General features: G+C 37.5%; 25 protein-coding genes and 1 pseudogene. 20 read left to right on the top strand and 6 right to left on the bottom strand.

The genetic code is table 11. The features are described 5' to 3' along the window. Positions 1 to 61: 61 nt before the first annotated feature. Positions 62 to 2,830, bottom strand: coding sequence for a type IX secretion system periplasmic lipoprotein PorW/SprE (gene porW / locus ACJVDH_RS17905; RefSeq protein ID WP_443944767.1), 2,769 nt, complete (start codon positions 2,828 to 2,830; stop codon positions 62 to 64). Between the two features lie 104 nt (positions 2,831 to 2,934). Between porW and ACJVDH_RS17900 the strand changes: the two genes are divergently transcribed. The 12 genes and pseudogenes from ACJVDH_RS17900 (at position 2,935) to ACJVDH_RS17845 (ending at position 11,724) form a co-directional block, all read left to right on the top strand. After that, entirely contained in the window at positions 2,935 to 3,162 is a 228-nt protein-coding gene (locus ACJVDH_RS17900) for an AtpZ/AtpI family protein (protein ID WP_443944766.1), read from the top strand. Positions 3,163 to 3,292: 130 nt separating this feature from the next. Further along, complete coding sequence (locus ACJVDH_RS17895; RefSeq protein WP_443944765.1) at positions 3,293 to 3,649, top strand: hypothetical protein; 357 nt, start codon at positions 3,293 to 3,295, stop codon at positions 3,647 to 3,649. Between the two features lie 14 nt (positions 3,650 to 3,663). Then, entirely contained in the window at positions 3,664 to 4,800 is a 1,137-nt protein-coding gene (gene atpB, locus ACJVDH_RS17890) for a F0F1 ATP synthase subunit A (protein ID WP_443944764.1), read from the top strand. 38 nt (positions 4,801 to 4,838) lie between these two features. Then, positions 4,839 to 5,048 carry an ATP synthase F0 subunit C gene (gene atpE, locus ACJVDH_RS17885; RefSeq protein WP_443944763.1) on the top strand — a complete coding sequence of 70 codons (210 nt, stop codon included), beginning with the start codon at positions 4,839 to 4,841 and terminating at the stop codon, positions 5,046 to 5,048. 95 nt (positions 5,049 to 5,143) lie between these two features. Beyond that, positions 5,144 to 5,653: a F0F1 ATP synthase subunit B gene (gene atpF / locus ACJVDH_RS17880; RefSeq protein ID WP_443944762.1), complete on the top strand. Its 510-nt coding sequence runs from the start codon at positions 5,144 to 5,146 to the stop codon at positions 5,651 to 5,653. A gap of 65 nt (positions 5,654 to 5,718) precedes the next feature. Then, entirely contained in the window at positions 5,719 to 6,258 is a 540-nt protein-coding gene (atpH, locus tag ACJVDH_RS17875) for an ATP synthase F1 subunit delta (protein ID WP_443944761.1), read from the top strand. A gap of 89 nt (positions 6,259 to 6,347) precedes the next feature. Next, positions 6,348 to 7,922 (top strand): F0F1 ATP synthase subunit alpha, encoded by a 1,575-nt coding sequence (atpA, locus tag ACJVDH_RS17870; protein WP_443944760.1) that lies wholly within the window; start codon positions 6,348 to 6,350, stop codon positions 7,920 to 7,922. Between the two features lie 76 nt (positions 7,923 to 7,998). Beyond that, positions 7,999 to 8,883 (top strand): ATP synthase F1 subunit gamma, encoded by an 885-nt coding sequence (atpG, locus tag ACJVDH_RS17865; protein ID WP_443944759.1) that lies wholly within the window; start codon positions 7,999 to 8,001, stop codon positions 8,881 to 8,883. Positions 8,884 to 9,083: 200 nt separating this feature from the next. Next, positions 9,084 to 9,179, top strand: a pseudogene (locus tag ACJVDH_RS17860) (F0F1 ATP synthase subunit gamma); the annotation flags it as partial. A 245-nt stretch (positions 9,180 to 9,424) separates the two neighbouring features. Then, a complete protein-coding gene (locus ACJVDH_RS17855; RefSeq protein WP_443944758.1) occupies positions 9,425 to 10,192 on the top strand; it encodes a 5'-nucleotidase, lipoprotein e(P4) family in 768 nt (255 codons plus the stop codon). Between the two features lie 57 nt (positions 10,193 to 10,249). Next, positions 10,250 to 10,468 (top strand): hypothetical protein, encoded by a 219-nt coding sequence (locus tag ACJVDH_RS17850; protein ID WP_443944757.1) that lies wholly within the window; start codon positions 10,250 to 10,252, stop codon positions 10,466 to 10,468. A gap of 389 nt (positions 10,469 to 10,857) precedes the next feature. Next, entirely contained in the window at positions 10,858 to 11,724 is an 867-nt protein-coding gene (locus ACJVDH_RS17845; protein ID WP_443944756.1) for a DUF4349 domain-containing protein, read from the top strand. 388 nt (positions 11,725 to 12,112) lie between these two features. Here ACJVDH_RS17845 and ruvC read toward each other — a convergent pair whose 3' ends face one another. After that, on the bottom strand, positions 12,113 to 12,700 hold the full coding sequence (gene ruvC / locus ACJVDH_RS17840) for a crossover junction endodeoxyribonuclease RuvC (protein ID WP_443944755.1): 588 nt from the start codon (positions 12,698 to 12,700) through the stop codon (positions 12,113 to 12,115). A 42-nt stretch (positions 12,701 to 12,742) separates the two neighbouring features. Between ruvC and ACJVDH_RS17835 the strand changes: the two genes are divergently transcribed. From ACJVDH_RS17835 to ACJVDH_RS17805, 7 genes are all read left to right on the top strand, one after another. Further along, positions 12,743 to 13,720, top strand: a complete 978-nt coding sequence (locus ACJVDH_RS17835) for a hypothetical protein (protein ID WP_443944754.1) — start codon at positions 12,743 to 12,745, stop codon at positions 13,718 to 13,720. Further along, on the top strand, positions 13,698 to 14,834 hold the full coding sequence (locus tag ACJVDH_RS17830; protein WP_443944753.1) for a glycosyltransferase: 1,137 nt from the start codon (positions 13,698 to 13,700) through the stop codon (positions 14,832 to 14,834). The genes ACJVDH_RS17835 and ACJVDH_RS17830 overlap by 23 nt, the downstream gene beginning before the upstream one ends. Then, positions 14,834 to 15,976, top strand: coding sequence for an ABC transporter permease (locus ACJVDH_RS17825; protein ID WP_443944752.1), 1,143 nt, complete (start codon positions 14,834 to 14,836; stop codon positions 15,974 to 15,976). The genes ACJVDH_RS17830 and ACJVDH_RS17825 overlap by 1 nt, the downstream gene beginning before the upstream one ends. Before the next feature lie 128 nt (positions 15,977 to 16,104). Next, the gene (locus tag ACJVDH_RS17820) at positions 16,105 to 16,713 is read left to right on the top strand and encodes a ribonuclease HII (RefSeq protein ID WP_443944751.1); all 609 of its coding nucleotides are present in this window, start codon (positions 16,105 to 16,107) and stop codon (positions 16,711 to 16,713) included. A gap of 21 nt (positions 16,714 to 16,734) precedes the next feature. Beyond that, entirely contained in the window at positions 16,735 to 17,937 is a 1,203-nt protein-coding gene (locus ACJVDH_RS17815; protein ID WP_443944750.1) for a glycosyltransferase family 4 protein, read from the top strand. Positions 17,938 to 18,124: 187 nt separating this feature from the next. Next, positions 18,125 to 19,204: a glycine cleavage system aminomethyltransferase GcvT gene (gcvT, locus tag ACJVDH_RS17810; RefSeq protein WP_443944749.1), complete on the top strand. Its 1,080-nt coding sequence runs from the start codon at positions 18,125 to 18,127 to the stop codon at positions 19,202 to 19,204. A gap of 114 nt (positions 19,205 to 19,318) precedes the next feature. Beyond that, positions 19,319 to 20,038 carry a 2-phosphosulfolactate phosphatase gene (locus tag ACJVDH_RS17805; RefSeq protein WP_443944748.1) on the top strand — a complete coding sequence of 240 codons (720 nt, stop codon included), beginning with the start codon at positions 19,319 to 19,321 and terminating at the stop codon, positions 20,036 to 20,038. Here ACJVDH_RS17805 and ACJVDH_RS17800 read toward each other — a convergent pair. From ACJVDH_RS17800 to gldB, 4 genes are all read right to left on the bottom strand, one after another. Continuing rightward, complete coding sequence (locus tag ACJVDH_RS17800; RefSeq protein ID WP_443944747.1) at positions 20,035 to 20,925, bottom strand: hypothetical protein; 891 nt, start codon at positions 20,923 to 20,925, stop codon at positions 20,035 to 20,037. The genes ACJVDH_RS17805 and ACJVDH_RS17800 overlap by 4 nt on opposite strands. Positions 20,926 to 20,992: 67 nt before the next feature. Further along, on the bottom strand, positions 20,993 to 21,796 hold the full coding sequence (locus ACJVDH_RS17795; RefSeq protein WP_443944746.1) for a M12 family metallopeptidase: 804 nt from the start codon (positions 21,794 to 21,796) through the stop codon (positions 20,993 to 20,995). Positions 21,797 to 22,308: 512 nt separating this feature from the next. Continuing rightward, entirely contained in the window at positions 22,309 to 23,088 is a 780-nt protein-coding gene (locus tag ACJVDH_RS17790; protein WP_443944745.1) for a patatin-like phospholipase family protein, read from the bottom strand. Positions 23,089 to 23,121: 33 nt separating this feature from the next. Further along, positions 23,122 to 24,156, bottom strand: a complete 1,035-nt coding sequence (gldB, locus tag ACJVDH_RS17785) for a gliding motility lipoprotein GldB (RefSeq protein WP_443947635.1) — start codon at positions 24,154 to 24,156, stop codon at positions 23,122 to 23,124. A 100-nt stretch (positions 24,157 to 24,256) separates the two neighbouring features. On the opposite strand from gldB, the gene ACJVDH_RS17780 reads away from it, so the two are divergent. Then, the gene (locus tag ACJVDH_RS17780) at positions 24,257 to 24,925 is read left to right on the top strand and encodes a porin family protein (protein WP_443944744.1); all 669 of its coding nucleotides are present in this window, start codon (positions 24,257 to 24,259) and stop codon (positions 24,923 to 24,925) included. Positions 24,926 to 24,934 lie beyond the last annotated feature (9 nt).

Genomic DNA, 24,934 nt, shown 5'->3' with positions numbered 1-24,934 from the left:
AATTCAAATCTGCATTTAAAGATTGAATACTGTATGATTTAAAGGCGCAATTTACACTCAATTAATAGTTGTTGCGATAAAAATCAAGATATTCTTTAATTCTGTCTTTGTTTGTCAGCTTTTCGAAGTTCTCTTTTGAGATAATAAAATACTGGTATTTCTCTACCGGAACCTTCATAATATTCTTCAATTGAGATAAGATACTGGCCTGATAAATTCGTGCATCTTCCAGATCTACAAAACTGGTAATGTAAATTAACTGATCATTATCCAGCTCAATCAATTTGTGGGCCAAATCATTGTCAGGATAATTTCCACGATTAAACTGACCAATACCAAAGCGAGATGAACTTAGCGTTAAGGTTGCATCTTCCACATCAATTACAAAATAATATTCTTCTGAAGTTGCCGCACTGAAAACGCTTGCCGGTTTCTCTGCGGGTTTACTTTCTGCAACTTTTTCAACAGGTTTTTTTATTGGTATAGCTGCAACAGTGTTAGAATCAACTTCTTTTTTTATTGGTTTTGGCTGTACAACCGGCGGTGGCGTTTGTTGTACAAAACGTGGTGCATTAGAATCAAAATCAATCAGAGCAACCGGTCGTTGTTTAAAATCTTCCAGGTTGGCTTCAATATATTTCAAATGGTCTCTTACCAAAGGCGTAATAATTTTATCATCCGGATAATTCGTTGTAATGTTGTTAAATTCGGTTAGCAACGCATCTACTTTTGCATTTCGTCCAATTGCAATTGCTTTAAGGTATGCAAATTGCGGCGCCAGATCGTTATTTGGAAAGTTGGTATTGCTCTCGTTCACTTTTTGGATTACATCATTGTAATTCTTACGGATATAATCGTCGAAGACTAGATTGTAACTGTTGTTAATTGTATTTTCTGCCTGAGTTTGTTTCGCAGAGAAAGACGGATCTAAGATTGACTTAGCAAAGTTGGATTCAGGAAATTTCGTAACCACCAATTGGCGGTACTCGTTAGATTTATTTTCATCTACACCTTTATAATTCAGGTAAAGTGCATAATAAATGGCCACCAAGTGGTTGTTTTCAGGAAAACGCTCCAAAAGAATCTGGTAAATTTTGGTGGCTTCTTCTTTATCGTTCAGTTCTTGTTGATAAAAACTGGCAATTTCAAAATAAGCATCCATAATTTTTAAGTTGGATGCTGCAAGCAATTCTGGGGTTGTTGGAACTGCATCCAGATATTCTTTCTCTAATGCTGCGCGCGCAACAAGTGATGCACTGTCTGTACCATTTACGGGATCAATCGTGTTAGGCAATTTGCCGCCTGAAAGCATCTGACTAGTTTCTTGAGCAGATGATTTTACACTTTGGCGCCAGTTGTCTTCATAAGGTCTGTTGCCCCATTTTTTCTTAAAATCGGATAAACCGTTAGATATAGCAGTGGCATTGCTGAAATAAAAAGTACTTCCGGCGGTAGCCGATGTGTTGATGTTCAACGCCGGATCTGTCATTCCGGTAACACTTTGTGTCGGATTGTTGGAACGCTTAACCAGCGCAGCGCTATCTACTTTTGGCGTTAACAGCGCTTTAATCCGTGCAGCGCGCGCACCTTCTGGCAGTTTTGCAAAAGTCTGTAAAGTATCTTCGCGAGAAATAATAGAGAATCGATCTGTAAGATATTGCAGGTTTGCTGCTTTTTTAACAATCAGATCATAATCCGGAAAGTTTCTGGGCAATACCGCAACGGTACTGTCATAATAGATTTTTGCACGTAAATAGTTCTTTAGCTCATTGAAGTTCAGATCGGCAATTTTCAAATAAGAAAGTGCTTTTTGGTTTTGATTTCTAGTATTAACCCGAACAGATTTCAGATAATTGTCCTCAGCTTTTTTAAATTCTCCCTCTGTGTAGTACAATTGCCCAACATGATAATAGATTTGATCGATGTAGTCAAAATTCTTATCGTCCTTTAATAAAGCCAGCATTTCGCGGTCTTCATTTATTTTATAACCGCTAATGAGCGCCTTTAATTTAATTCGCTGAAGATTGGCGTGAAAATACATTTCAAATGGCGCATTGCTGTTTTCTACTTTGGTGAAATTGATGAAAGCGTTCTGAAAATCTTTTTCCTGTTGTTGCAATTGGGCAAGAATATATTGCCAGCGGATGCGGAGTTGCTTTTCTGGCGCACTGCGAATGGCTGCTTGAAGCAATAAAATAGCCTCTTTATAACGATGTTGGTAAATGCGCATTTGTGCCGTAGTGGCTAGAGGTTCGCCCAAATCTGTTTTTAAAGAATCTGCAGAGCGCAACATGGTATCCAACAATTTGTCTGCATACTGCATATTGTTCAATTCCATTTGGCTGCGCGCTTTCCAGTTCATTGCCAATACATAGGTTTTTAAATTATTGCGATAGGTTTTGGCAGCATAGTCGAAATACTCTGAAGCCATAAAATAATTGCCTTTTAAATGACTGGCTTTTCCTAAAAGCATGTAGGCATCATCAATATAATTGCTGTAGCCTTTTTCATTAATTACTTTTTGTGCTTTACGAATAACTTCATCCAACAATTTATCGGATTTACCTAAAGTAATTTCGAGATTGATTTTCGGTTCCGGATCCAGATAAACTGGTAGAATTTGCTCATAATTGTCTTCATAATTTTTAAGCAAAGCTTCGTTATACTCCGTTAACAAAACATTTGAATTGTATATATAGTTATATCTTGCCGTTAGATTCTGCATTTTGCGGCTTACAGTTGTATCTTTAGGCGTAATACAGCCATATACAAAAAGTACGCTCAGGGCAATAAATAAAGGTTTTAAGACTTGGGGCGTTAGGTTTTTCAAGGATGATGAATCTCTTTAATGGATATAACAGTAAAAAGCCGCGATTATTATCTGTGGCAATATATTTCAATTATTCAAAGTTAAGTTAATTATTGCATTTTAAAATGGAAAATCCGAAAGAAGAAAATAGAGTGAAAAAGGCAAATAATGCAATAAAATATTCTGGCATAGGCTTCCAAATGGTGGCGATTATAGGCGTATTTGCTTTTATTGGATATAAGATAGATGCATCCAGACCTGGCGGAGGCAAATTGTTTACCGCGATATTTGCTTTAATTGGCGTTTGCAGCAGTCTTTATCTGGTTATAAGGCAAGTAATGAACTCCAAATAAGTCCCTGAAAAAAGCAATCAAAAATTATCAATCCGGATCAACTACTTAATTTATAAAAGCTTATCTTTGCAAAAGTTTTACTAATAACATTTACCCATTGACCCTGACCAAATTTACAAGCATCTACTTTATGTTTGTTGGCTTACTTATCGGTACGGCAGCATTGCTCCCAATTGTATTCCCCACAACCATCTTTTTTGCACCTAAATTCTGGCTTACACTTGGCTTTATGGCTGGGATAACGTACATCGCGTATACCCTTGTAGATTTAGGCGTAAAACGAAACCCGGAAGTAGGTGTAATGGCAATTATGGGATCTGTGGCGGTGAAGATGATTTTTTGTATGGCTTTCGTGCTGATTTACAGCATAAAAGTTAAGGGAAATGGCTTTCTATTTACCCTAAATTTTTTTTCTTTATATTTCTTGTTTACCGCCTTTGAAATCTACTGTCTGTTACGTAACTTGCGCCACCAAAATTTAAAGTAAAAAACTGCCAATAAATGGATTGTAACCAAGTTTTTGTGTTGAAAGTTAAAAGGCTAATTGTTGTTTTTGCGCTTTTAGTTGCGTTTTTGTCTGTTCGTGTTAATGCTTTCGCGCAACATGATACTGCTGTTGTTCCTGTAGATAGTGCTGTTGCAAAATCCAGCGAAGCTGTTTCCGGAGAACACGTTGATGCCGGATCAGAACATGGCGAAGAAAAGTTCGAGCCTACAAAAGTGATTATGGAACACATCGCTGATGCGCATGTGTGGCATTTATGGGGTCACACGTCTATTCCTCTGCCAATTATTTTGTATACAGATAAAGGTATTGAAACCTTTTCTTCTGCAAACTTTCACCACGGTGAACACGATTATGCAGGTAAGTTTTATACGTATCGTTTGGACGATGAAAAAATTAAAGTTGTAGGTTCAAATGGCGAAATTGACAACGTACTTTCTAAAAAAGTATACGATTTCTCTATGACGAAAAACGTTGTAGCCATGTGGATTTCAGTAATTCTATTGGTTCTGATTTTTACCGGTGTAGCTTCAACATACAAAAAACGCGAAGGCAAAGCGCCTAAAGGTTTTCAGTCTTTAATTGAGCCAATCATTATTTTTGTGAGAGACGATATTGCCAGACCAAATATTGGCCACAAGTATGCAAAGTTTATGCCTTTGTTGCTTACCATGTTTTTCTTCATCTGGATCAACAATATTTTAGGATTAATTCCGATTTTCCCAGGAGGTGCAAACTTAACGGGTAACATCTTTTTAACTTTCGTGTTGTCTTTCATTACATTGATTGTAACCAACCTTAACGGAAATAAATATTACTGGAAACACATTTTAACGCCAGACGTTCCGTGGTGGTTGTATCCAATCATGATTCCTGTGGAATTAATTGGTGTTATTTCTAAGCCATTCGCATTAATGATTCGTTTGTATGCAAACATTTCTGCTGGTCACATTATCGTTTTAAGTTTGTTGGCGCTGATTTTTATTTTCAAATCAATCGCTATTGCACCAATCTCTGTAGCATTCGTTTTATTTATGGATGTGTTGGAATTGCTGGTTGCGTTTTTACAAGCTTTTATTTTTACCATGCTTACTGCATTGTTTATCGGAACAGCAGTAGAAGAGCATCATTAAGGAGAACTTTTTTTAAATTAAATTAAAATAAATTAGTTATGACAGGTTCAATCGCGGCATTAGGTGCCGGTTTAGCAGTAATCGGTGCTGGTTTAGGTATCGGACAAGTAGGTGGTAAAGCAATGGATGGTATTGCTCGTCAACCAGAAGCTGCTTCAAAAATTCAAACTGCTATGATTATCGCAGCGGCTCTTATCGAGGGTGTTGCTTTATTCGGTGTAGTAGTTGCATTATTGGGTAACGGTTAATTCCGACTCAACAAAAACACAAAAAGATCGGGCTAAAACGATTGGTTTTTCCCGGTCTTTTTTTAAAAGAAAAAGATTTAAGATAAGATATACCAATGGATCAATTATTCGAAGGATTATTAAATTACCACTTAGGGTTTGTTGTTTGGGCTTTAGTCGCATTTGTAATATTGTTTATCCTGTTAAAGACCTTAGCATGGAAACCAATTATGAACGCAATTCACGATCGCGAGCAAAGCATTGACGATGCCTTAAACAAAGCCGAACTTGCTAAACAAGAAATGGTTCGTTTAACTGCTCAAAACCAAGATTTGATGCAACAAGCACGTGCTGAACGCGATGAAATTTTGAGAGATGCAAAAACATTGAAAGACAGCATTTTGAATGAAGCAAAAAAACAAGCTCAGGTAGAAGGCGCTAAGTTGATCGAAAAAGCGAAGATTGAAATTGAAAACCAGAAGAAAGCTGCTTTAGCTGAAGTTAAAACACAGGTTTCGACTTTGTCATTAGAAATTGCTGAACGCGTTTTACGCAATCAATTGGATGATAAAGCTAAACAGGAAGCTTTGGTTTCGAATTTGTTAAAAGACGTTGAGTTAAACTAGTTTAGAGAATTGCGTAAGGCGGTTGGCAGTAAAACGCTCCGCGCCCGGCGCCAATCCAATATTATATGTCAGAAATTAAAGTTGCAGGCAGGTATGCGAAATCATTACTGGATCTTTCTAACGAAAACAATGCGTTAGAAGAGATCAAGAATGATATGGTCTTATTTGATAAAGTAGTGGATCAATCACCTGAACTTGAAGCAATACTTAAAAACCCAATTGTACCAACCGATAAAAAGATTGGTATTTTGAAAGACTTGTTTGCAGATAAAGTGAATAAAATTACTTTATCATTCTTTACCATTGTGGTAAACAAAGGACGGTCTGCAATTTTGTTTGCAACAGCTAAACAGTTCATCCACCAATACAATACCATTAAAGGAATTGTTACAGCAGAAGTTACTTCTGCCAATGCATTAACTGCAGCGGCGAAAGAAGAAATTGTTGCCATTGTAAAAAGAGAATTGGGTGCTAATGAAGTTCTGATCAATGAAAAAGTAAATGATAAATTGATTGGTGGTTTTATCCTAAAAGTTGGCGACAGGCAATTTGATGCCAGCATTGCAAGCAATTTAAATAAGTTAAAAAAAGAATTTGCGCACTAAGCGCATTTGCGATAAGCGTTTAGCGTATACACCGCCCAAACGCCATGCGACAAGCACTAAAAATTTACAAAAAGATATAAAGTAAAATTATGGTAGAGGTAAGACCAGACGAAGTATCGGCAATTATCAGACAGCAATTGGCGGGCTTCAAATCAGAAACCGAACTTGAGGAAGTTGGTACCGTGTTGCAAGTTGGCGACGGTATTGCCCGTGTTTACGGTTTAACTAAAGTTCAATCAGGTGAGCTGGTTGAGTTTGAGAACGGCCTGCAAGGTATCGTATTAAACCTTGAAGAAGATAACGTGGGTGTGGTATTGTTGGGTTCTTCTGAAGAAATTAAAGAAGGTGACACCATTAAACGTACTAAGAAAATTGCTTCTATCAATGTTGGTGAAGGCATGCTTGGCCGTGTGGTAAATACTTTAGGTCAGCCTATCGATGGTAAAGGTCCGATTTTGGGCGATACCTACGAAATGCCGATTGAGCGTAAAGCACCAGGTGTAATTTATCGTCAGCCTGTAAATGAGCCATTACAAACAGGTATCAAAGCAATCGATGCGATGATTCCGATTGGCCGTGGTCAACGTGAGTTGGTAATCGGTGACCGTCAGATTGGTAAAACTGCGGTTTGTATCGATACCATCATCAATCAAAAAGAATTTTATGAAGCTGGCCAGCCAGTATTCTGTATTTATGTGGCTGTAGGTCAGAAAAACTCTACTATTGCAAACATTGTACGTACATTGGAAGAAAATGGTGCTTTACCATATACAGTAGTTGTTGCTGCTTCTGCAGCAGATCCGGCTCCGATGCAGTTTTATGCACCATTTGCAGGTGCTGCAATTGGTGAGTTTTTCCGTGATACAGGAAGACCAGCATTAATTGTTTATGATGATTTATCTAAACAAGCGGTCGCTTACCGTGAAGTTTCATTGTTACTTCGTCGTCCACCGGGCCGTGAAGCATATCCTGGAGACGTTTTCTATCTTCACAGTCGTTTGTTGGAAAGAGCTGCGAAAATCAACGCAAATGATGATATCGCAAGAAACATGAACGATTTGCCAGAGTCTATCAAAGGAATCGTTAAAGGTGGTGGTTCATTAACCGCATTGCCAATTATCGAAACTCAAGCGGGTGACGTTTCTGCATATATCCCAACCAACGTAATTTCAATTACAGATGGACAGATTTTCTTAGAGTCTAATCTGTTTAACTCAGGTATTCGTCCGGCAATTAACGTAGGTATTTCGGTATCACGTGTAGGTGGTAATGCGCAGATTAAATCAATGAAAAAAGTTGCTGGTACCTTGAAATTGGATCAGGCTCAATACCGTGAATTAGAGGCTTTCTCTAAATTCGGATCAGATCTTGATGCAGCTACAAAATCAGTACTGGATAAAGGTGCGCGTAACGTAGAAATGCTTAAACAAGCACAATTTTCTCCATTCACTGTAGAAAAACAAGTTGCAATTGTTTATGTAGGTACTAAAAACTTAATGCGTAGCGTTCCAATCAATAAAGTAAGAGAATTTGAAACAGAATATCTTACACAGTTGGAATTGCGTCATCCAGAAACTTTAGCTGCATTAAAAGCAGGCAAGTTTGACGATACCATTACTGGTGTTTTAGACACTGTTGCAAAAGAGATTTCAAGTAAATATTAATAAGCTAAGCGCGGGGCGCTAAGCGTTTGCCGATGGCCAGACGCTTAACGCCCTCCGCTCCACGCACAACAAAAAAATGGCTAATTTAAAAGAAGTAAGAAACCGTATTGCGTCTGTACAATCTACACAGCAAATTACCAAAGCTATGAAAATGGTTTCGGCTGCTAAGTTGAAACGTGCAACAAATGCAATCATCGCTTTGCGTCCTTATGCAACCAAGCTAAAGGAGATCTTAGGTAACTTATCTGCAAGTTTGGAAGGTTCTTCATCGCCTTTTATTCAAGAGCGTGAGCCGAATAAGGTTTTAATTGTTGTTGTATCTTCCAACCGTGGTTTGGCTGGTGCATTTAACATGAACGTAATTAAAGCGGCCAATAACCTGATTGCCGAGAAATATACCGAGCAGTTGAAAAACGGAAACGTAAGCATTATTTCTATCGGTAAAAAAACTCAGGATTTCTATGAGAAACGCAAATACAATGTTATTGGAAACAATAATGAGGTATATGCCGATCTTACTTTCCAGAATGTAACGAAAATTACAGACGCCATTATGAATGGTTTCAAAAAGGGTGAATTTGATAAAGTTGAAGTGGTGTATAACCGCTTTAAAAATGCAGCAGTTCAGTTTATTACTACAGAACAATTGTTGCCTTTACCAAAATCTGATGAACCGGTTGTAGTGACTAAAACTTCGAACGTAGATTATATTCTTGAGCCTTCTAAATCGGAAATTGTAGAGCAGTTAATCCCTAAATCAATTAAAATTCAGTTGTATAAAGCTGTTTTGGATTCCCATGCATCAGAGCATGGTGCGCGGATGACATCTATGGATAAAGCAACTGAAAATGCTGGTGAATTGCTTAAATCACTTAAACTTTCATACAATCAAGCTCGTCAGGCTGCGATTACGACCGAGTTGACCGAGATTGTAAGTGGTGCAGCAGCATTAAACGGATAATAAGTTCCAAAAATAGCATCAAGTTACAAACAAAATATTAGCCTTATTTTCGAAAGAAAGTAGGGCTTTTTTTTGCCTTGCGCTGCATGGTTTAAATTAAAAACATGATTATTTCGGATTAGTTTCTGTGATAACTATAATTCTTTTGTAATGGAATTTTTGGACAAGAAATCGGTTGGTGAAGACACCAACCGGTAGGAAAATTGCTTAAACTTCAATACAATCAAGCTCGTCAGGCTGCGATTACGACCGAGTTGACCGAGATTGTAAGTGGTGCAGCAGCATTAAACGGATAATAAGTTCCAAAAATAGCATCAAGTTACAAACAAAATATTAGCCTTATTTTCGAAAGAAAGTGGGGCTTTTTTTGGCCGTGTGCTGCATGCTTTAAATTAAAACATGATTATTTCGGATTATAATCTGTGATAACTAAAATTCTTTTGTAATGGAATTTTTGGACAAAAAATCGGTTGGTGTCTTCATCACCCGATAGATACAAGTATTAAGATCCATCAGTATCTTTGCTCATATTTTAAAAACAATGAAACGACAACTCTTTTTCTTTTTAATACTCGGATTTCCTGTATTAACATTCGCCCAATCTCCTGCACGTGATTATACGAATGCAGTGCTTTGGCAGCAGCATTCTGGCGAATATCGCGCACTTTGTTTCCAAGCGTATAACTTTGCAAAACTTTCGCTTAAAGAGACTTTATGGGCAGATACGAGTAAAAGGCCAAACTGCGTTGTAGTAGATATCGATGAAACCGTTTTAGACAATTCTGCTTACCAAGGTCATGAAATAAAGAAAGGACTCAGTTATGATGCCGCAGATTGGACTCAATGGACAAATTTAGCTCAGGCAGATACTGTTCCTGGTGCACTGGCTTTTCTGAAATTTGCGGCTTCGAAGAATATCGAAACATTCTACCTCAGCAACCGGGATGGTAAAGATTATGAAGCAACTTTGAAAAACCTTCAGAAATTTGGATTTCCTTACGCAGATGATGCGCATTTTTTACCTATGAAAGAAAGTTCAAACAAAGAACCTCGGAGGCAAAAACTGCTTCAAACGCACAATATTTTATTGTTCTGCGGCGATAATTTAAGCGATTTTAGTAATGTTTTCTACAGAGAACAGAAGAATACTTTTGAGCAGGTTAATCAAAATCAACAATTGTTTGGTACAAAATATATTGTTCTGCCAAATCCAATGTACGGCGATTGGGAAAAGCCTTTGTATCAAGGCGAAAAGCCAAACGACAAAGAAAAAGCCAAACAACGTTTAGAACGATTAAAAAGTTATTAAGTTCTATAAAAATTCAGCAATAAGTATTACTTTTGCTGCATCATAAAAATGAATGTTATGGACAACAGAGAAGTTAAACACTATACAGAAAGCATGGAAACGGCTAATCAGCCAAGTATTTACAAATTAATCATCGTTGGCGTTTTGATTAGCATCCTTGGAACTTATCTGCGTTTTGCACATGATTCTTGGCAAATGTCATTAATTTCATGGATCGTTCTGTTCATTGGTGCTATCGTTGCCATCAAAGGTGTATTCAAAATTTTAGGTTCTTAACCTATTTCTCTCTAAAATATAACAAGCCTGTTGTGCCAAAATCACGACAGGCTTTTTTTATTGAAAATCAATTTTTCTGCTCTTCGGGTACAGCAGCTCTGCCATTCGCTTTATTCAACCCGAGAAAAAATCGGGTTTTATGCACATTTCTGTCAGGTTTTAAGACCGTTTATTCTCTGCACAATTCAAGCAATCTTCCCCTCAATGATTTTATTTTTTTGGTATTCAGATTTATAACGAAAACGATCGATCTAGATTTACAAGGGTTACCTAAATGGGTTTCAGGTATTAAGGTTAAAATACGGTGAAAGCTTAAAATTACAGCACACCAACTTCCAATGGCCATTTGAAGTACGTTTAATCGATTATTTAATTTAAACCTCTACATCATGAAAAGGAATATTATTGCCATGGCCATAGTGCTAGCGCTTTTTGGTTGCAATGCCTCAAATAAAAACGAAAGTGCAGATGCCGTTTCTGCAGAAACCGTTGTTGCTCCGCAGGATATTGAAGGTGCAGTTGCTCAAAAAATTATTAAAACTGCCGATATGCGCTTCCGCGTTCGCGATGTTCAGAATACCAAAGAAACTTTAAGCAAAACCATACATGCCGAAGGTGGCACCATTACTGAATTTTCTGTAGAAAGTACCATTCAAGAAACGGAGAAAGTGAAAATTTCTGCAGATTCTCTTAAAGAAATTACAGCTTACCGAACAGAAGGGTATGTGATTGCCAAAATCCCGACAGATAAACTAGATGCATTTACAAATTCAATTGCAAAGATGTCTGTTTTTGTAAATACACAGTCTATGAAAATGGACGATCAGAGTATTCAATACCTCGCAAATAAAATCAAAAGTGAAAACCGATTGGATGCCGCAAAACAAATGCAAAATGCCGCTGGAAAAAAAACGAATACTATCGATAGAACTTTGGGGTTAAAAGACGAGGCTTTAGACAAAAGAATAGACAACTTGACTATCGATTCTAAAGTGAAATACAGTACGCTCACGCTAAATTTTTATCAAGACAATACCATAAAAACTGCAATTATCGCTAACGATAATTTGTCTGACTACCGTCCTAGCTTCGGCAACAGACTTTGGTTAAATATTGTAAACGGATGGACAATTTTTAAAGAAATCTTTTTGGCACTGGTAAATATCTGGTTGTTGGTTTTAACCGGCGTTGCGGCCTTTTTTATTATCCGTCATTTTGTGCGGAAAAGCAAGTTAACAGCACAACCAGAATCTTAATCTTTAATGCGCATTTGCTAACTTATCTCTAGCAAATGCGCATTATTTATTGAATAAAATCGCTCAACATTGATTGTTATAGTCGTCTTTATCTTGCCTTACATTATCATTCCCATGGTATCTACATATCGGTGTAGACAACTAAAACCGGAAGAACAGGATTTTCCCTTTTTAACAAATGTATTGTTATTATTGGCCTGGCCATTTTGCATTTTCTATATAACCGCTCAAGATGACAGCGATTCAAAAGGTTCTGTTTGTTATACCGCAGAAGCAAATTTGATGATTATAAATATTTTGCTTTTCACCCCGGCCAGTATCACTTTACAGCTGATTCTACAAAAATGTACTCGCTATAAAATGTCCCCTAAATCAGAAATTTAATTTTTTATTTTTTTATTTTTGAAGCAAGGCCTTTTACTTTGCTTTTGTTATCGCTTACAAAAGATTCCCAGCCAGAATAGGTTTTAGATTTCCCTCCGGTGGTAATTTTTTGAAAAGAATGGCAAACGGCTACGGCAAGTCCGTCGGTAGCATCTAAAAATTCTGGTGTTTCTTTAAAATTAAGCAATCTTTGCAACATGCCGGCAACCTGTTCTTTAGTCGCGTTTCCATTACCGGTAATAGATTGTTTAATCTTTCTAGGCGAATATTCTGTTACTGAAATATTGCGTGATAATGCAGCGGCAATTGCTGTACCTTGCGCGCGACCAAGTTTCAGCAAAACCTGTATATTCTTTCCGTAAAATGGTGCTTCAATGGCTAAAACATCTGGTTTGTAATCGTCTATCAGTACAACAGTTTTTTCAAAAATACGCTGAAGCTTCAAAAAAGGATCGTCAAGATGTGTCATTTTCACTACACCCATGCTCAGCAATTCAGTTTTATTTCCCTTTTCCAAAATTACACCATATCCCATCACCGCCGTTCCGGGATCAATCCCCAAAATAATCCGTTCTTTTTTTTCGCTTAACATTACGGCAATATTAAGCATATTTGCAAACTAATAACAGAAAGTTTGACCGGTAGGCAGAAAAAAATATTATCCTTCTTTATCAAAGCTGCAATTGTAGTCATCGCCTTTTGGTTTATTTACCGGAAGTTTGTAGCCAATAAAAACCTGCACAATTTTCAAACACTTGTAAAAGATATTCCGCATTCAGAAATTGCATTGGTTATCGGCATTGTGTTGGGTATGATGTTACTCAATTGGTTCCTGGAAGCCGCAAAATGGAAGCGGCTTATCCGTGATGTAGAAAAAATTAGTTTTTACCGTGCTGTAGAATCTGTTTTTTGCGGTTTAACACTTGCAGTATTTACACCCAACCGTTTAGGAGAATATGGTGGCCGTGTATTTTTTCTTTCGCCAAAAAGACGTATTGTTGGCGTTGTGGTTATGGCGGTTGGGAATATTGGCCAAATGGTTTTAACCAATTTTTTCGGCGCAATTGCCATTTATGCCTTTGCCTATCGTTTTTTAAATTTTAGTGCTTGGTTAATATATCCGTTGGGATTGGTAATTGTAGCCTATTGCATTTTTTTTCTCGTATTCTTTTTTAATATTAAATGGTTAAACCGATTGTTGCTTTCCATTAAGTTTATGCGAAAGTATGAACGGTTTTACAGCATTTTATCCCGGTATAGCAAACCAGAACTGTTCAAAATACTAATGTTTTGTTTGGCGCGCTATGCAGTTTTCACTTCCCAATATCTGGTGCTGTTTCTCTGGCTGATTCCGGGTTTAAGTCCGTTGGATATTGTGATGATGATTTGCATCATGTTTTTTATTCAATCGGCTTTGCCTTCGCTAGATCTTTTTGAAGTTGGGGTTCGCAGTTTAACCGCTTCATATTTTTTTAGTTTCGTAACGCACCAGGATGTTGCGGTAATTGCCTGTACTGCTACTATCTGGTTCGTAAATATTATTATTCCTGCTATATTAGGCACTTATTTCGTCTTTAAACTCAACTTCTTTGGAAATCCTAAAACTCATTAGTGTTCTTTCTGCATTTTTAACGCTTGTTTACGTTTTCTTACTTCTGGCTTTTATGCGCGGCTGGAATTTATTACGGTATTTTGTTCCCGCAGGTCAGTCTCCCAAAACTAAGGTATCTATTATTGTTGCTGCACGCGATGAGGAAGAAAACATCAGAAAAACCCTTGATGATTTAATAGCACAAGATTATCCGAATGCGCTTACGGAGATCATAATTATAGATGATCATTCTACCGATAATACAGCGCAAATTGTAAAAGAATATGCTGATCGGAATGTACGGCTGATTATGCTCAACGAAAATCAAGCATTAAATTCCTACAAGAAAAAAGCCATTCAAACAGCCATTGGTACCTGTTCCGGTGATTTAATTGTTACAACAGATGCAGATTGCAGAATGGGCGAAAAATGGCTTAGTACGGTAGTTGCCTGTTATGAAGAAAAAGGCTACAAGATGATTTCTTCGCCTGTGGCCTATTTCGAGGAAACAAGTTTTTTCGAAAATATGCAATCGTTAGAGTTTTTGTATTTGATTGGTTTAGGAGCATCAACAATTGGCAACGGACAATCTTCTACCTGTAATGGCGCAAACTTAGCCTATGAAAAAAATGCTTTTTATGAAGTTGGCGGATTTAAGGGAATTGATGATCTGGCATCTGGAGACGACGAATTGTTATTGCATAAAATTGCCGCCCGTTATCCTGGGCAAATTGGTTTCTGTAAAAACAGGGATGTTATTGTGTACACGCATGCCAAAGAAACCTTAAATGCGTTTATTCAGCAGAGAAGAAGATGGGCTTCTAAAACCACTAAATATAAGAATAAACTCCTTGTGGTGCTTGGCGCATTAATTTGGTTATTTAACCTTAGCATTTTGGCCAACTTTTTAGCCGGTTTGTTTATTCCGGGTTTTATGAATCTGGTAGGTTATCAACTTATGGTGAAAATATTTTTAGAGGTGCTATTTTTATGGAAACTAACCGGTTTTGCAAAACGTAGGAAACTGCTGTTTATTCTTCCGGTTTTGAATATCTTTCATGTACTTTATATGGTCTACATCGGCATTGCCGGAAATAGTGGAAAATACAACTGGAAAGGCAGAATGGTAAGGTAATGGACAATAGCCCGTCAAAAAAAATATGGATCAAATTTAAGCAGAATAAGCTGGCTTTTGCCGGAATGATATTTATACTGCTTGTAATTTTGATGGGCATTTTTGGGTATTTAATTATGCCAGACCAATCTCCAAATGCAAATACCTTTCAGGTTTCTTTGGCGAAACAAAAACCCGGCAGTCGTTTTCAATTTTTAATCATCAATAGAAACGAAAAGATTAAACAAGTAAATGTTTTTGAACGAATGCTTTTCGGGCAAACACCAAATTTTAAAGGTATCCCTATAACAGGCTTTGAAATTAAAGGGAAAGATATTTGGGCTACAGAGTATATTGGAGCGGATGAAAAAGCAAAGCCTGTAAAATATTCTATGCTGGCGCTATGCCCGGATTGTGCATTAAATACTTCAGCTGAAAAACTGAAAACGGAATTTATCCAACGCAACATCTATTCTAAAACTTTTTTGCTTGGAACAGATATTTACGGCCGCGATTTGCTAAGTCGATTAATACTCGGTATCCGCGTTTCGCTGTCTGTAGGTTTAATGGCCGTGCTCATTTCATTATTTATTGGCGTAAGCCTTGGCGCAATTGCCGGTTATTATGGAGGAAAAGTAGATGCAGCAGTCAGTTGGTTTATGAATGTAATCTGGTCTTTACCTTCGCTATTATTGGTAATCGCAATCTCTTTCGCCTTAGGAAAAGGATTCTGGCAGATATTTATCGCTGTAGGTTTATCTACCTGGGTTGATGTTGCGCGTTTAGTACGCGGACAAGTACTTGCGCTAAAGGAAGTAGAATTTGTAGAAGCCTCACGCGCACTTGGCTTTAGTACAAGCAGAACTATCATCAAACATATTTTGCCCAACATTGCAGGGCCAATTTTGGTGGTTGCATCGTCTAATTTTGCTTCGGCAATTTTGTTGGAAACCGGATTAAGTTTTCTGGGTTTTGGTGCACAACCTCCAATGCCAAGTTGGGGTGGAATGATAAAAGAACACTACGGATACATTATAATGGATGCGGCTTATCTGGCCGTTCTTCCGGGTTTAGCCATTATGCTTACGGTTTATGCATTTAATGTTTTAGCCATCGGTCTTAGAGATGCTTTTGATGTTAAAGGACAGAACGTAACGGTATAGTTGCTTGTTCAAATCTAAATCTGCTTTCAGTATTAAATTTGTTGTTTTCTGCCGCTAAAAACGCATTCTACAATTGCTTTTTCTCAGCTGTTTAAGGCGGTGTAAAATCATAGTCTTATATTTGCAACATGTTATTGACTTGTTATCAGGAAGAGTTTTTAGAAGCGGGTTGCGATGAAGCAGGCAGAGGTTGTTTGGCTGGTCCAGTGTTTGCAGCCGCAGTTATTCTTCCTAAAGGATTTGTTTTGGAAGGACTTAATGATTCAAAACAATTGTCTCACGCGCAAAGAGATTTACTGCGGCCAATTATTGAACGCGAAGCGCTGGCTTGGGCAGTTGCTTCCTGCGATCATGAAGAAATTGACCGGATTAATATTCTCAATGCCTCTTTTCTGGCAATGCATAGAGCGATAGAACTGCTCCATACAAAACCAGAATATCTGGTGATAGACGGAAACCGTTTTAAAGCTTACCCTGAAATACCGCACAGTTGTATTATAAAAGGCGATGGTAAATATCTGAATATTGCTGCCGCCTCAATACTGGCCAAAACCCACCGGGATGAATATATGGGCGGTCTTCATTTGGATTATCCGCATTACAATTGGCTAAGCAATAAGGGTTATCCAACTATTGCACATAGAAAAGCAGTATTGGAAATCGGGCTTTCGCCATTTCATCGTAAAACCTTCAATGTTAGTGAACCCCAGCTGGATCTATTTTCAAAAAACGCCTAAATTTTGTAAATTCACGGAATTGTGAAAATTTTGTTCATTACTAAGCGGATTCCCTTCCCGCCAAATAGTGGTTATCCAATTGTGGTTTACAATACCATAAAAGGTTTGCTACAACTTGGTGCAGATATTACTTTGTTTAGCCTAAATCCGCTTAAAGGACATTTCGACGCAGAAGATATTTCCGATCCGGTTTTTGAGCAAATCAAATTTCACAGCGTGGATTTGGATACCGAGGTAAACGTTTGGTCAGCATTTTTTAATATTTTCACCAATGAATCCTATAATGTTTCCCGGTATTTTACAGAAGATGCGACCCGTCAGCTCGAAAATCTACTAAGAGAAAACACTTTCGATGTTATTCAATTTGAAGGTTTATTTGTAGTGCCATATCTTGATACCGTAAAAGAGAACAGCAATGCCAAACTGATTTACCGTGCACACAATATAGAGTTTACCCTTTGGGAGCGCTTATCGCTTTCAGAACGGTTTTTAGTCCGCAGAAAATACCTGGCTTTTTTAGCGCAAAGACTAAAGGCTTATGAAACGGATCAGATTAACCGATTTCATCACATTTTTGCCATTAGTGAGCCAGACAGGCAAAGTATTTTACGCTTTGGATGTAAAATTCCAATGTCTGTATTTCCGGTTGCACTCGATCTGGAAAAATATAAAATTGATAAATCTAAAATCAGTTTTCCAACATTATTTCATCTTGGAGCAATGGATTGGCGGCCCAATCAGGAAGGTTTGGAATGGTTTCTGGACGATATCTGGCCAGATATTGAAAAATTAAATAAAGATCTCCGTTTTTATATTGCGGGCAAGAATATGCAAAAGCATTTTTTTGAGTATGATTCAGATAATCTGATCGTAGAAGGCGAAGTGTTCGACGCAATAGAATTTATTAATTCTAAAGCAATTATGATTGTACCTCTAATTTCCGGAACTGGTATGCGGGTAAAAATTATTGAAGGTATGGCGATGAAAAAGTGCATTATTGCCACTACAACCGCAGCAGAAGGGATCAATTATAGGCACGGGCACGATATTTTAATCGCGAATACAGCAGATGAATTTTATCGCTCCATTCTTCAGTGTGTAATCAATCCGAAAAGATGGGCGCAAATTGGAGAAAATGCACGTTTAACTGTAGAACGTGAACACGCTGTACAATTGGTTTCACAGAAAATGCTCGATGTATATACTGGTTTAAATACCGCGTAACCTCTACAACAATCAGAGCAGATTTATTCAATTTCCAGAAATTTTCTTTTTTTCTGAATAGTAAGCAATAAAAACCAAAGCTAAAAGAATCAATAATGGTTAAAATTTCTTAAAAGCTCTAAAACGCATCAACTTTACCGTCGGATTTATGTTTTTCTTAGTACTTTTGCCGCCAAGAAAAACAAAAATGAAAAATACCGCATTAACAGAAAAACACATTGCTTTAGGCGCTAAAATGGTTCCGTTTGCAGGCTATAATATGCCTGTACAGTACGAAGGTATAAATGTAGAACATGCAACCGTGCGCAATAGCGTTGGTGTGTTTGATGTTAGTCATATGGGCGAATTTATTCTTAAAGGCGAAAATGCCCTAGATCTTATTCAGCGCGTAACCAGCAATGACGCGTCTAAATTGTACGATGGAAAAGTGCAATATTCTTGTTTGCCAAATGAAAATGGTGGTATTGTGGATGATCTTTTGGTTTATCGTTTAGATGAGAAAACTTATATGTTGGTGGTAAATGCATCAAATATTGAGAAAGACTGGAACTGGATTCAGAAATTTAACAGCAGCGCTGTTGAAATGCATAACATTTCTGACCAAACTTCTCTATTGGCTATTCAAGGACCGAAAGCGGCAGATGCTTTACAAAGTTTAACCGATGTAGATCTGGCTTCTATGGAATATTACAGTTTTCAGAAAGGAACTTTTGCCGGCGTAGATAATGTTGTAATTTCTGCAACAGGGTATACTGGTGCAGGTGGTTTCGAAATTTACTTCGAAAACCAATATGCAGATCAAATTTGGGATGCCATTTTTGAAGCCGGAAAAGCAAATAATATTAAGCCGATTGGTTTGGGTGCAAGAGATACTTTGCGTTTGGAAATGGGTTTCTGTTTATATGGAAACGACATTGACGATACAACTTCTCCAATTGAAGCGGGTTTGGGCTGGATTACTAAATTCTCCAAAACCTTTACCAATTCTGAAGCACTTCTGGCGCAAAAAGAAGCTGGAATCCGCAAGAAATTGGTTGGTTTTGAAATGATTGATCGCGGTATTCCGCGTCACGATTATGAAATTGCAGATGCAGATGGCAATATCATTGGTAAAGTAACTTCTGGTACACAGGCGCCATCTTTACAAAAAGCGATTGGCATGGGCTACATCGCAAAAGAATTTGCTAAAGAAGGTATAGAGATTTATATCTTAATCCGCAATACGCCAATTAAGGCAAAAGTGGTCAAGTTTCCTTTTTATAAATAAGATCTGAGAATAAAATAAAGATGTGAATATTGAGAGGTGTTAGACCAAATATACAAAACTCAATATTCACCTCGTCAGTCTAATTCTCACAACTAAATACCTATATCTCCATACATGTCAAAAAAAATTGAAGTTTGCTTAACGCCCGCATTAATAGATCTCTACGATATTGAAAAAAGTATAGTCGTTGTAATTGATATTCTTAGGGCTACTACTTCTATCACTTACGGGATTGATAATGGTGCAGAAGCGATTATTCCTGTTGCAGATGTAGAAGATTGCTTGCTTTATGCCGATAAGGGTTTTTTATTGGCTGCAGAACGCAACGGAGAGGTAGTAGAAGGATATGATTTTGGAAATTCTCCTTTTTCTTATACCCAAGAGAAAGTTGGCGGAAAAACTGTGGTACTTACTACAACAAATGGAACAAAAGCCTTGCACTTGGCCAACAAACGTGCAGCTCAGGTTTTAATTGGTTCCTTTTTAAATCTTGATGCCTTATGCGATTATCTTGCCGCTCAGGATCGGGATGTACTTTTACTTTGTGCCGGATGGAAAGATCAGTTCAATTTAGAAGATACATTATTTGCTGGTGCAGTTGTAAATAAATTGAGAAAAGGCTTTGAGCATTTTGATGATTCTAGCGTTGCAGCGGAAGATTTGTATGCATTGGCAAAAGACGATCTTCGAGCGTATCTGCACAAATCTTCACATAGCCATCGCCTTGCGCAACTGAATATTGAAGAGGATGTAGTTTTTTGTTTGCAATTAAATATCTGTAATGCAATACCGGTGTTAAATGGCGAACGTCTGATCGCGCTACAACGCAACTAGAAACGAAAATTTAATCCAACCTGCAAGCTGTTGTTTCTGAGTGTTCCGCCATTAAACTGCGTTTCATCACCCGGAGCATCTGTATAGAAAGTTCTGTCTACACCTGTTTTGGTATTCAGCTTGTTTATACGATAGTCCAATTCTGCACTCAGATCTGATGTGATCGGAACAGATAAATTAAATTTGGTTTCAAAGCGGAAAGAATTGGCATCTTGTGTAAAACTTATCGGTTGTGCAAAAGTTGGGATCAGGTTCCAACTTGCGGTAGCGGCATAAGTATAAAAGCCACCAATTACTGTTGCCGATAAAGCGAAATGCTTTTCCCGAAATCCAATTTCAGTACCAAAATCCCAACCCCGATTAGAAATGGTGTAAGTAGAGTTTAAGCCAGCAGAGTTTGGATTGCTTTCGCTTGCCAAAAGGTAATATCGTTGATGTAGATAAGAAATGCCAAGAAGCGGAGTAAGGCTGAAATTTTTATATTGCCAAAGGCGATAGTTGATCTGCAATCCTGTGCTAAAAATATTGCCTTTATTTGAATTGAGTTGATCTTCGTAAAAAGGTCTTTGGCGGTTATCGTCGGCATAATCCGTATCGGTTGCGGAACCTTTTCCAAAATTGCCATATTGGGCAACCGCTTTAATCCCAAATTTATCCGATAGTTTATATTGGATATCGAGTCCGTATTGCATGCCTTTCAGGTTTTGCCAAATAACTTCTGATAAAACATTTGGGTTTCCACCATTTGCATCTCCAGCAATAGACCAATCAAAATTTGTAGTCTGAAATCCGACAGCTGGTTTAATACTCCATTTGCCTGAAGGAGATTGCGCAAAACCAAGCTGAGCTGCAAATACAAGTAATAGAATCAGAAAATAATTTTTCAAAGGCTGAAATTTTAGAATAAGATACGCATAGGAATGCTTCGGTTCCTATGCGTATCGTGGTATTGATTTAGAAAGGATAAACTGATGCAATGAAAGTTTTATCTGTTGGAGAAAGTACAGTATTCCATCCAACTTCATAATCACCAAGTGTAAGCTCATTCGGTACAGAGTAGTGCATAATAGATGCGGTATCATAAGCACTGTAATTGGTTTGACTGGTGCTATACTTCGCAAAAATATTATTGTCAGTAGTGGCTTGACTCCAATAGTTTGGTGCTGCAGCATAATAAGCATACACAGCAGGTTTATCCCACGGAATCGAAACCAGCGGATGCTGATGCTCATGAATCATACCTAAAGCGTGGCCAAATTCATGTATCACTACTCTGCTGTATTCAGAATCTGCTGTACTAGCAGTTAGCCAGCCAAAGTTCATCGTTGTATTGTTTGATGAAATGGAGTTCGCATCTTTACCAATATAAGACCAAGAGCCATCATTGGCAACAAAGCCCACGCGGATAGTTGCCGTACGATCGTTGGTTACAAAGTTAAATTTAATGTTTGCGTATTTTTCCCACTCTTTTGCATACTGGATCACTTTATTGCGAATGGCAGCTGTACTTCCGTTTAAGCTTACCTTTAAAGTTGTTCCTGGAGTCCACTTTTTACTGGCCAGTACCGCACCTCTGGGGGTTGTGCCATCTAATGTTCTTTCTGTACAAATTTGTACACTCGCCAGCGGATTTACTGCATTTAGCGTAGGCTGATCCTGAACAGCTGTTTCATCAGCTTGTTGTTTTTTACAAGAATACAATACTGTACTCAGTGCCAGAGCCGTGGCAACAGCTAGGTTTAGTTTAGTAATTTTCATAGTTAAATTTATTTTAGTGTTAGTTGATTAGTTTGCTTTAGTACCGGTAATTGATCAGAATATCGGTGTATATTTTGAGAGCGGTAATTCAAATAAAGTATAGAGTTAGACAACTCATACATAGCTTAGGCAAATGCCAAACACAATTCGAAAATATCTTTTTGTCTGTTATTAAACAAGTTAATTGTATTAAATATTTTATTTAATTGTATTATTAAATTTAAGTAAAACGAATTAGTATAATTGCAAAATGTAGTATTAAGTCGTCTTTTTAGTGAATTTTTGAGCAGGTCGATTTTTTGTTAAAGGAAAAAATACGCGTTTTCAGGTGTTTTAAGCCAATTTTTCAATATTGTTGCTTTTTTGGGAAGGAGAAGCATAAGAAAAAAATGATTTTTTTCTTAGCAAAGTGTAATTGAGTAGGAAAACTCCTGAAAAATAAACACGAATTCAGACAGAACAGGCTATCTGGTATAGCATATTATTGAAATAAAATATTCGGGAAAATGGTATTAGCCCAACGCCGGATTAATCAGTTCTCTGATGGTTGGGTTATTTTTTATCGTAATTAAGGCTTCTTCGTGTGCCAACCAGTAAATATCTTCAGCACGTTTCATATCAAATGTACTAATAGCACCCAAACCTTTGGGCTCAATTAATACATTGCAGAACTTGGCTTTTCTTTCCATATCGTGATTAATAGACATAACACCAGCTCTGCCCATCAAGTTTGTGATTCCGGTAATTTTATCAACGGGTTTTAGATGGTTGCAAGACGAACCGATAATGAAGTCACATTCTTCCATCAAGGGTTCTACCGGAAAATTATTTAAAATACCACCATCTACGTACATTTGGCCATCAATCATAATCGGACGGAAAATGCCAGGAATACAACTGGATGCATGGATTGCCCTGATGAGCGGACCTTCTGTAAAATAAGTAAGTTTGCCTTCGCTAAAATTAACAGCTGCTATGGTAAGCGGAATTTTAAGCTTTTCTATTCGATCTTCCGGAAAGTATTCTTTAAGGATGTTGGAGGTATTTTCGATATTGATTAAACCAAGAGAACCTACAGCCGGCCGCACAAACTTCCAAAGTTTTGTGCGCAGAAAAATATTTAAACCTTCCTCCGGATCAATTCCGGCAGCGAAAAAAGAACCTGCAATTGCTCCCGCACTTGTACCACTAATGTGGCTAAAGGTAATGCCCAAATTGCTAAACGCTTTAAGAACGCCTAAGTGCGCAATTCCACGGATTCCTCCACCTGATAATACAATGCCAACTTTCATGCTTAATAATCTTTCAGAATCAACAGCGTAAATTTATTTCTGTTTTGGTTTATATTTTGATTGATTCAATATTTTCTGTGCATCATGATCTGCCATAAGTTGTTGCAAGCTGATATCCGGATGCTCATCCATATATTTTTTAACAATTTGCCAGCCCATAAAAATGCCCAGTTTTGGTGCCGATTCTCGTTTTTCACCCAAGCCTGGAGTAAATGGTCCTTCGGATAAAAATACCTGAATCTTTTGGTAATCGGTTTCAAAGAGGAAATTATTTTCCAGAAAATATGCCCATATATCGCCTTCAAAAGTCTGCGCCCAATTCAATTGTTGTGCTGTATAACCGATTTTTACAGAATCCGTAATGTTTTCTGGCAAAACCTGATCTAAGAAATAGAGTATTTTTCCCTGAAATATCATTTTAGACAGCAAAGTGCGGTTGCCATCTGGTTCTGCAAACAATTCTTCATGTGCATACGTTTCTGCAACTCTCGGTACAATATATTCGGGCGTAAACCTCCGGGATAAATAAAGCGGAACACTTTCTACAATTGCCCGATAAAATTTGCTGTCTTTTCCTAAAAACATATCTAAACCAATACCCAGATATTGATCACCAACTGGCATCTGATACGCAAAGCCCGATACAAATGAAATCATTTTTGGAATTTTGGCTTTAGGATAATAGTATTTTATATACTTAAAAGTCTCGGTTAATCCGGCTTCCTGTTCTGTAAGGCTTGGGAATACGCTATCAACTTCTTTCGTTAAATCTGTATACGCCTGATCCTGATAAAGCGTATTCAGAATGTCACGGTCAGCATACTCCGGACTTCCAACCATCTTGTGCATAAAATCGTCATAAAACAAACCATATTGCTGTTTTAATACGGCATCTGTTTGATCTGGATTTTTGTTTTTTCCTTCAAATAGCTGTTTATCAAAGCGTTCTATTTTAATGCTTAGGTTGATGTTCGATACATCGGGTCGCGTATTCCTTTTGCAGGAAATAAATGCAATCGCAACAAGAAAAAATAGATAAATTTGCCTCTGTTTTACGTTATAGACCATGTACAACAAAACTAGATAAAAATGTTTTTGTTCATACATCGTATCAAACAAAATTTTAAGCCCTTTCTATGGCAAGTAAAACTGTGAAATATTATAGAACATGAGAAAAATAACGACGATCCTAATTTTATCTTTTATAACGCTTGGTGCCTGGGCGCAAAATTCTCCCCTAACCAATTATGGTTTCCGCTTAGGTTTAACGGCTACGCCAACAATTGGCTGGATTAAACCCGATCAAGGTAAAACTGATGGTGTAGCGCTGGGTTTTTCTTACGGAATTATGGGCGATTTTAATTTCGCGCCAAACTACAGTTTCTCTACCGCACTAACCATCACAACAATTAATGGCAAAAGCACTGAGGTTAATGTTTCACCTTACTCTGCCGGTATTTCAGATCCTGCAGCGTATGATTTGAAATATAAAATGCAATATATTGAGATTCCACTTACAGTAAAACTTAAAACCATTAAGATGGATGGCCGCCGCTGGTATGGCCAATTTGGTTTATCAAATGATATCAACATCAGCGCAAAACAAGATGCAGTAAGCAATGGCTTTGAAGTTGCCTCTGATCAGAATGTTTATGATTACAGCAAATTCTATCGTGCTGGTTTAATTATTGGCGGGGGTTGTGAGTTTGATGTTGCCGGAAATACTTCTATTGTTGCTGGTATTACACTAAATAACGGTTTTACCAATATAGTTAAAGACAGCGGAAGAAGTGCCAAAAACCACTTTTTTGCGCTTAATTTTGGTGTCTTTTTCTAAAAATATTTA

The organism is Pedobacter terrestris (assembly GCF_052343045.1).
Lineage (GTDB): Bacteria > Bacteroidota > Bacteroidia > Sphingobacteriales > Sphingobacteriaceae > Pedobacter.
Note: the sequence above shows the minus strand (reverse complement) of the source record. Positions and strands in the feature narration are given on the sequence as shown.

Excerpts from the sequence above, each read along its gene's own strand:
- ACJVDH_RS17900 (WP_443944766.1), top strand. The coding sequence starts at position 2,935 with ATGGAAAATCCGAAAGAAGAAAATAGAGTGAAAAAGGCAAATAATGCA.
- ACJVDH_RS17895 (WP_443944765.1), top strand. The coding sequence starts at position 3,293 with ATGTTTGTTGGCTTACTTATCGGTACGGCAGCATTGCTCCCAATTGTA.
- atpB (WP_443944764.1), top strand. The coding sequence starts at position 3,664 with ATGGATTGTAACCAAGTTTTTGTGTTGAAAGTTAAAAGGCTAATTGTT.
- atpE (WP_443944763.1), top strand. The coding sequence starts at position 4,839 with ATGACAGGTTCAATCGCGGCATTAGGTGCCGGTTTAGCAGTAATCGGT.
- atpF (WP_443944762.1), top strand. The coding sequence starts at position 5,144 with ATGGATCAATTATTCGAAGGATTATTAAATTACCACTTAGGGTTTGTT.
- atpH (WP_443944761.1), top strand. The coding sequence starts at position 5,719 with ATGTCAGAAATTAAAGTTGCAGGCAGGTATGCGAAATCATTACTGGAT.
- atpA (WP_443944760.1), top strand. The coding sequence starts at position 6,348 with ATGGTAGAGGTAAGACCAGACGAAGTATCGGCAATTATCAGACAGCAA.
- atpG (WP_443944759.1), top strand. The coding sequence starts at position 7,999 with ATGGCTAATTTAAAAGAAGTAAGAAACCGTATTGCGTCTGTACAATCT.
- ACJVDH_RS17855 (WP_443944758.1), top strand. The coding sequence starts at position 9,425 with ATGAAACGACAACTCTTTTTCTTTTTAATACTCGGATTTCCTGTATTA.
- ACJVDH_RS17850 (WP_443944757.1), top strand. The coding sequence starts at position 10,250 with ATGGACAACAGAGAAGTTAAACACTATACAGAAAGCATGGAAACGGCT.
- ACJVDH_RS17845 (WP_443944756.1), top strand. The coding sequence starts at position 10,858 with ATGAAAAGGAATATTATTGCCATGGCCATAGTGCTAGCGCTTTTTGGT.
- ruvC (WP_443944755.1), bottom strand. The coding sequence starts at position 12,700 with ATGTTAAGCGAAAAAAAAGAACGGATTATTTTGGGGATTGATCCCGGA.
- ACJVDH_RS17825 (WP_443944752.1), top strand. The coding sequence starts at position 14,834 with ATGGACAATAGCCCGTCAAAAAAAATATGGATCAAATTTAAGCAGAAT.
- ACJVDH_RS17820 (WP_443944751.1), top strand. The coding sequence starts at position 16,105 with ATGTTATTGACTTGTTATCAGGAAGAGTTTTTAGAAGCGGGTTGCGAT.
- gcvT (WP_443944749.1), top strand. The coding sequence starts at position 18,125 with ATGAAAAATACCGCATTAACAGAAAAACACATTGCTTTAGGCGCTAAA.
- ACJVDH_RS17805 (WP_443944748.1), top strand. The coding sequence starts at position 19,319 with ATGTCAAAAAAAATTGAAGTTTGCTTAACGCCCGCATTAATAGATCTC.
- ACJVDH_RS17795 (WP_443944746.1), bottom strand. The coding sequence starts at position 21,796 with ATGAAAATTACTAAACTAAACCTAGCTGTTGCCACGGCTCTGGCACTG.
- ACJVDH_RS17790 (WP_443944745.1), bottom strand. The coding sequence starts at position 23,088 with ATGAAAGTTGGCATTGTATTATCAGGTGGAGGAATCCGTGGAATTGCG.
- gldB (WP_443947635.1), bottom strand. The coding sequence starts at position 24,156 with ATGGTCTATAACGTAAAACAGAGGCAAATTTATCTATTTTTTCTTGTT.
- ACJVDH_RS17780 (WP_443944744.1), top strand. The coding sequence starts at position 24,257 with ATGAGAAAAATAACGACGATCCTAATTTTATCTTTTATAACGCTTGGT.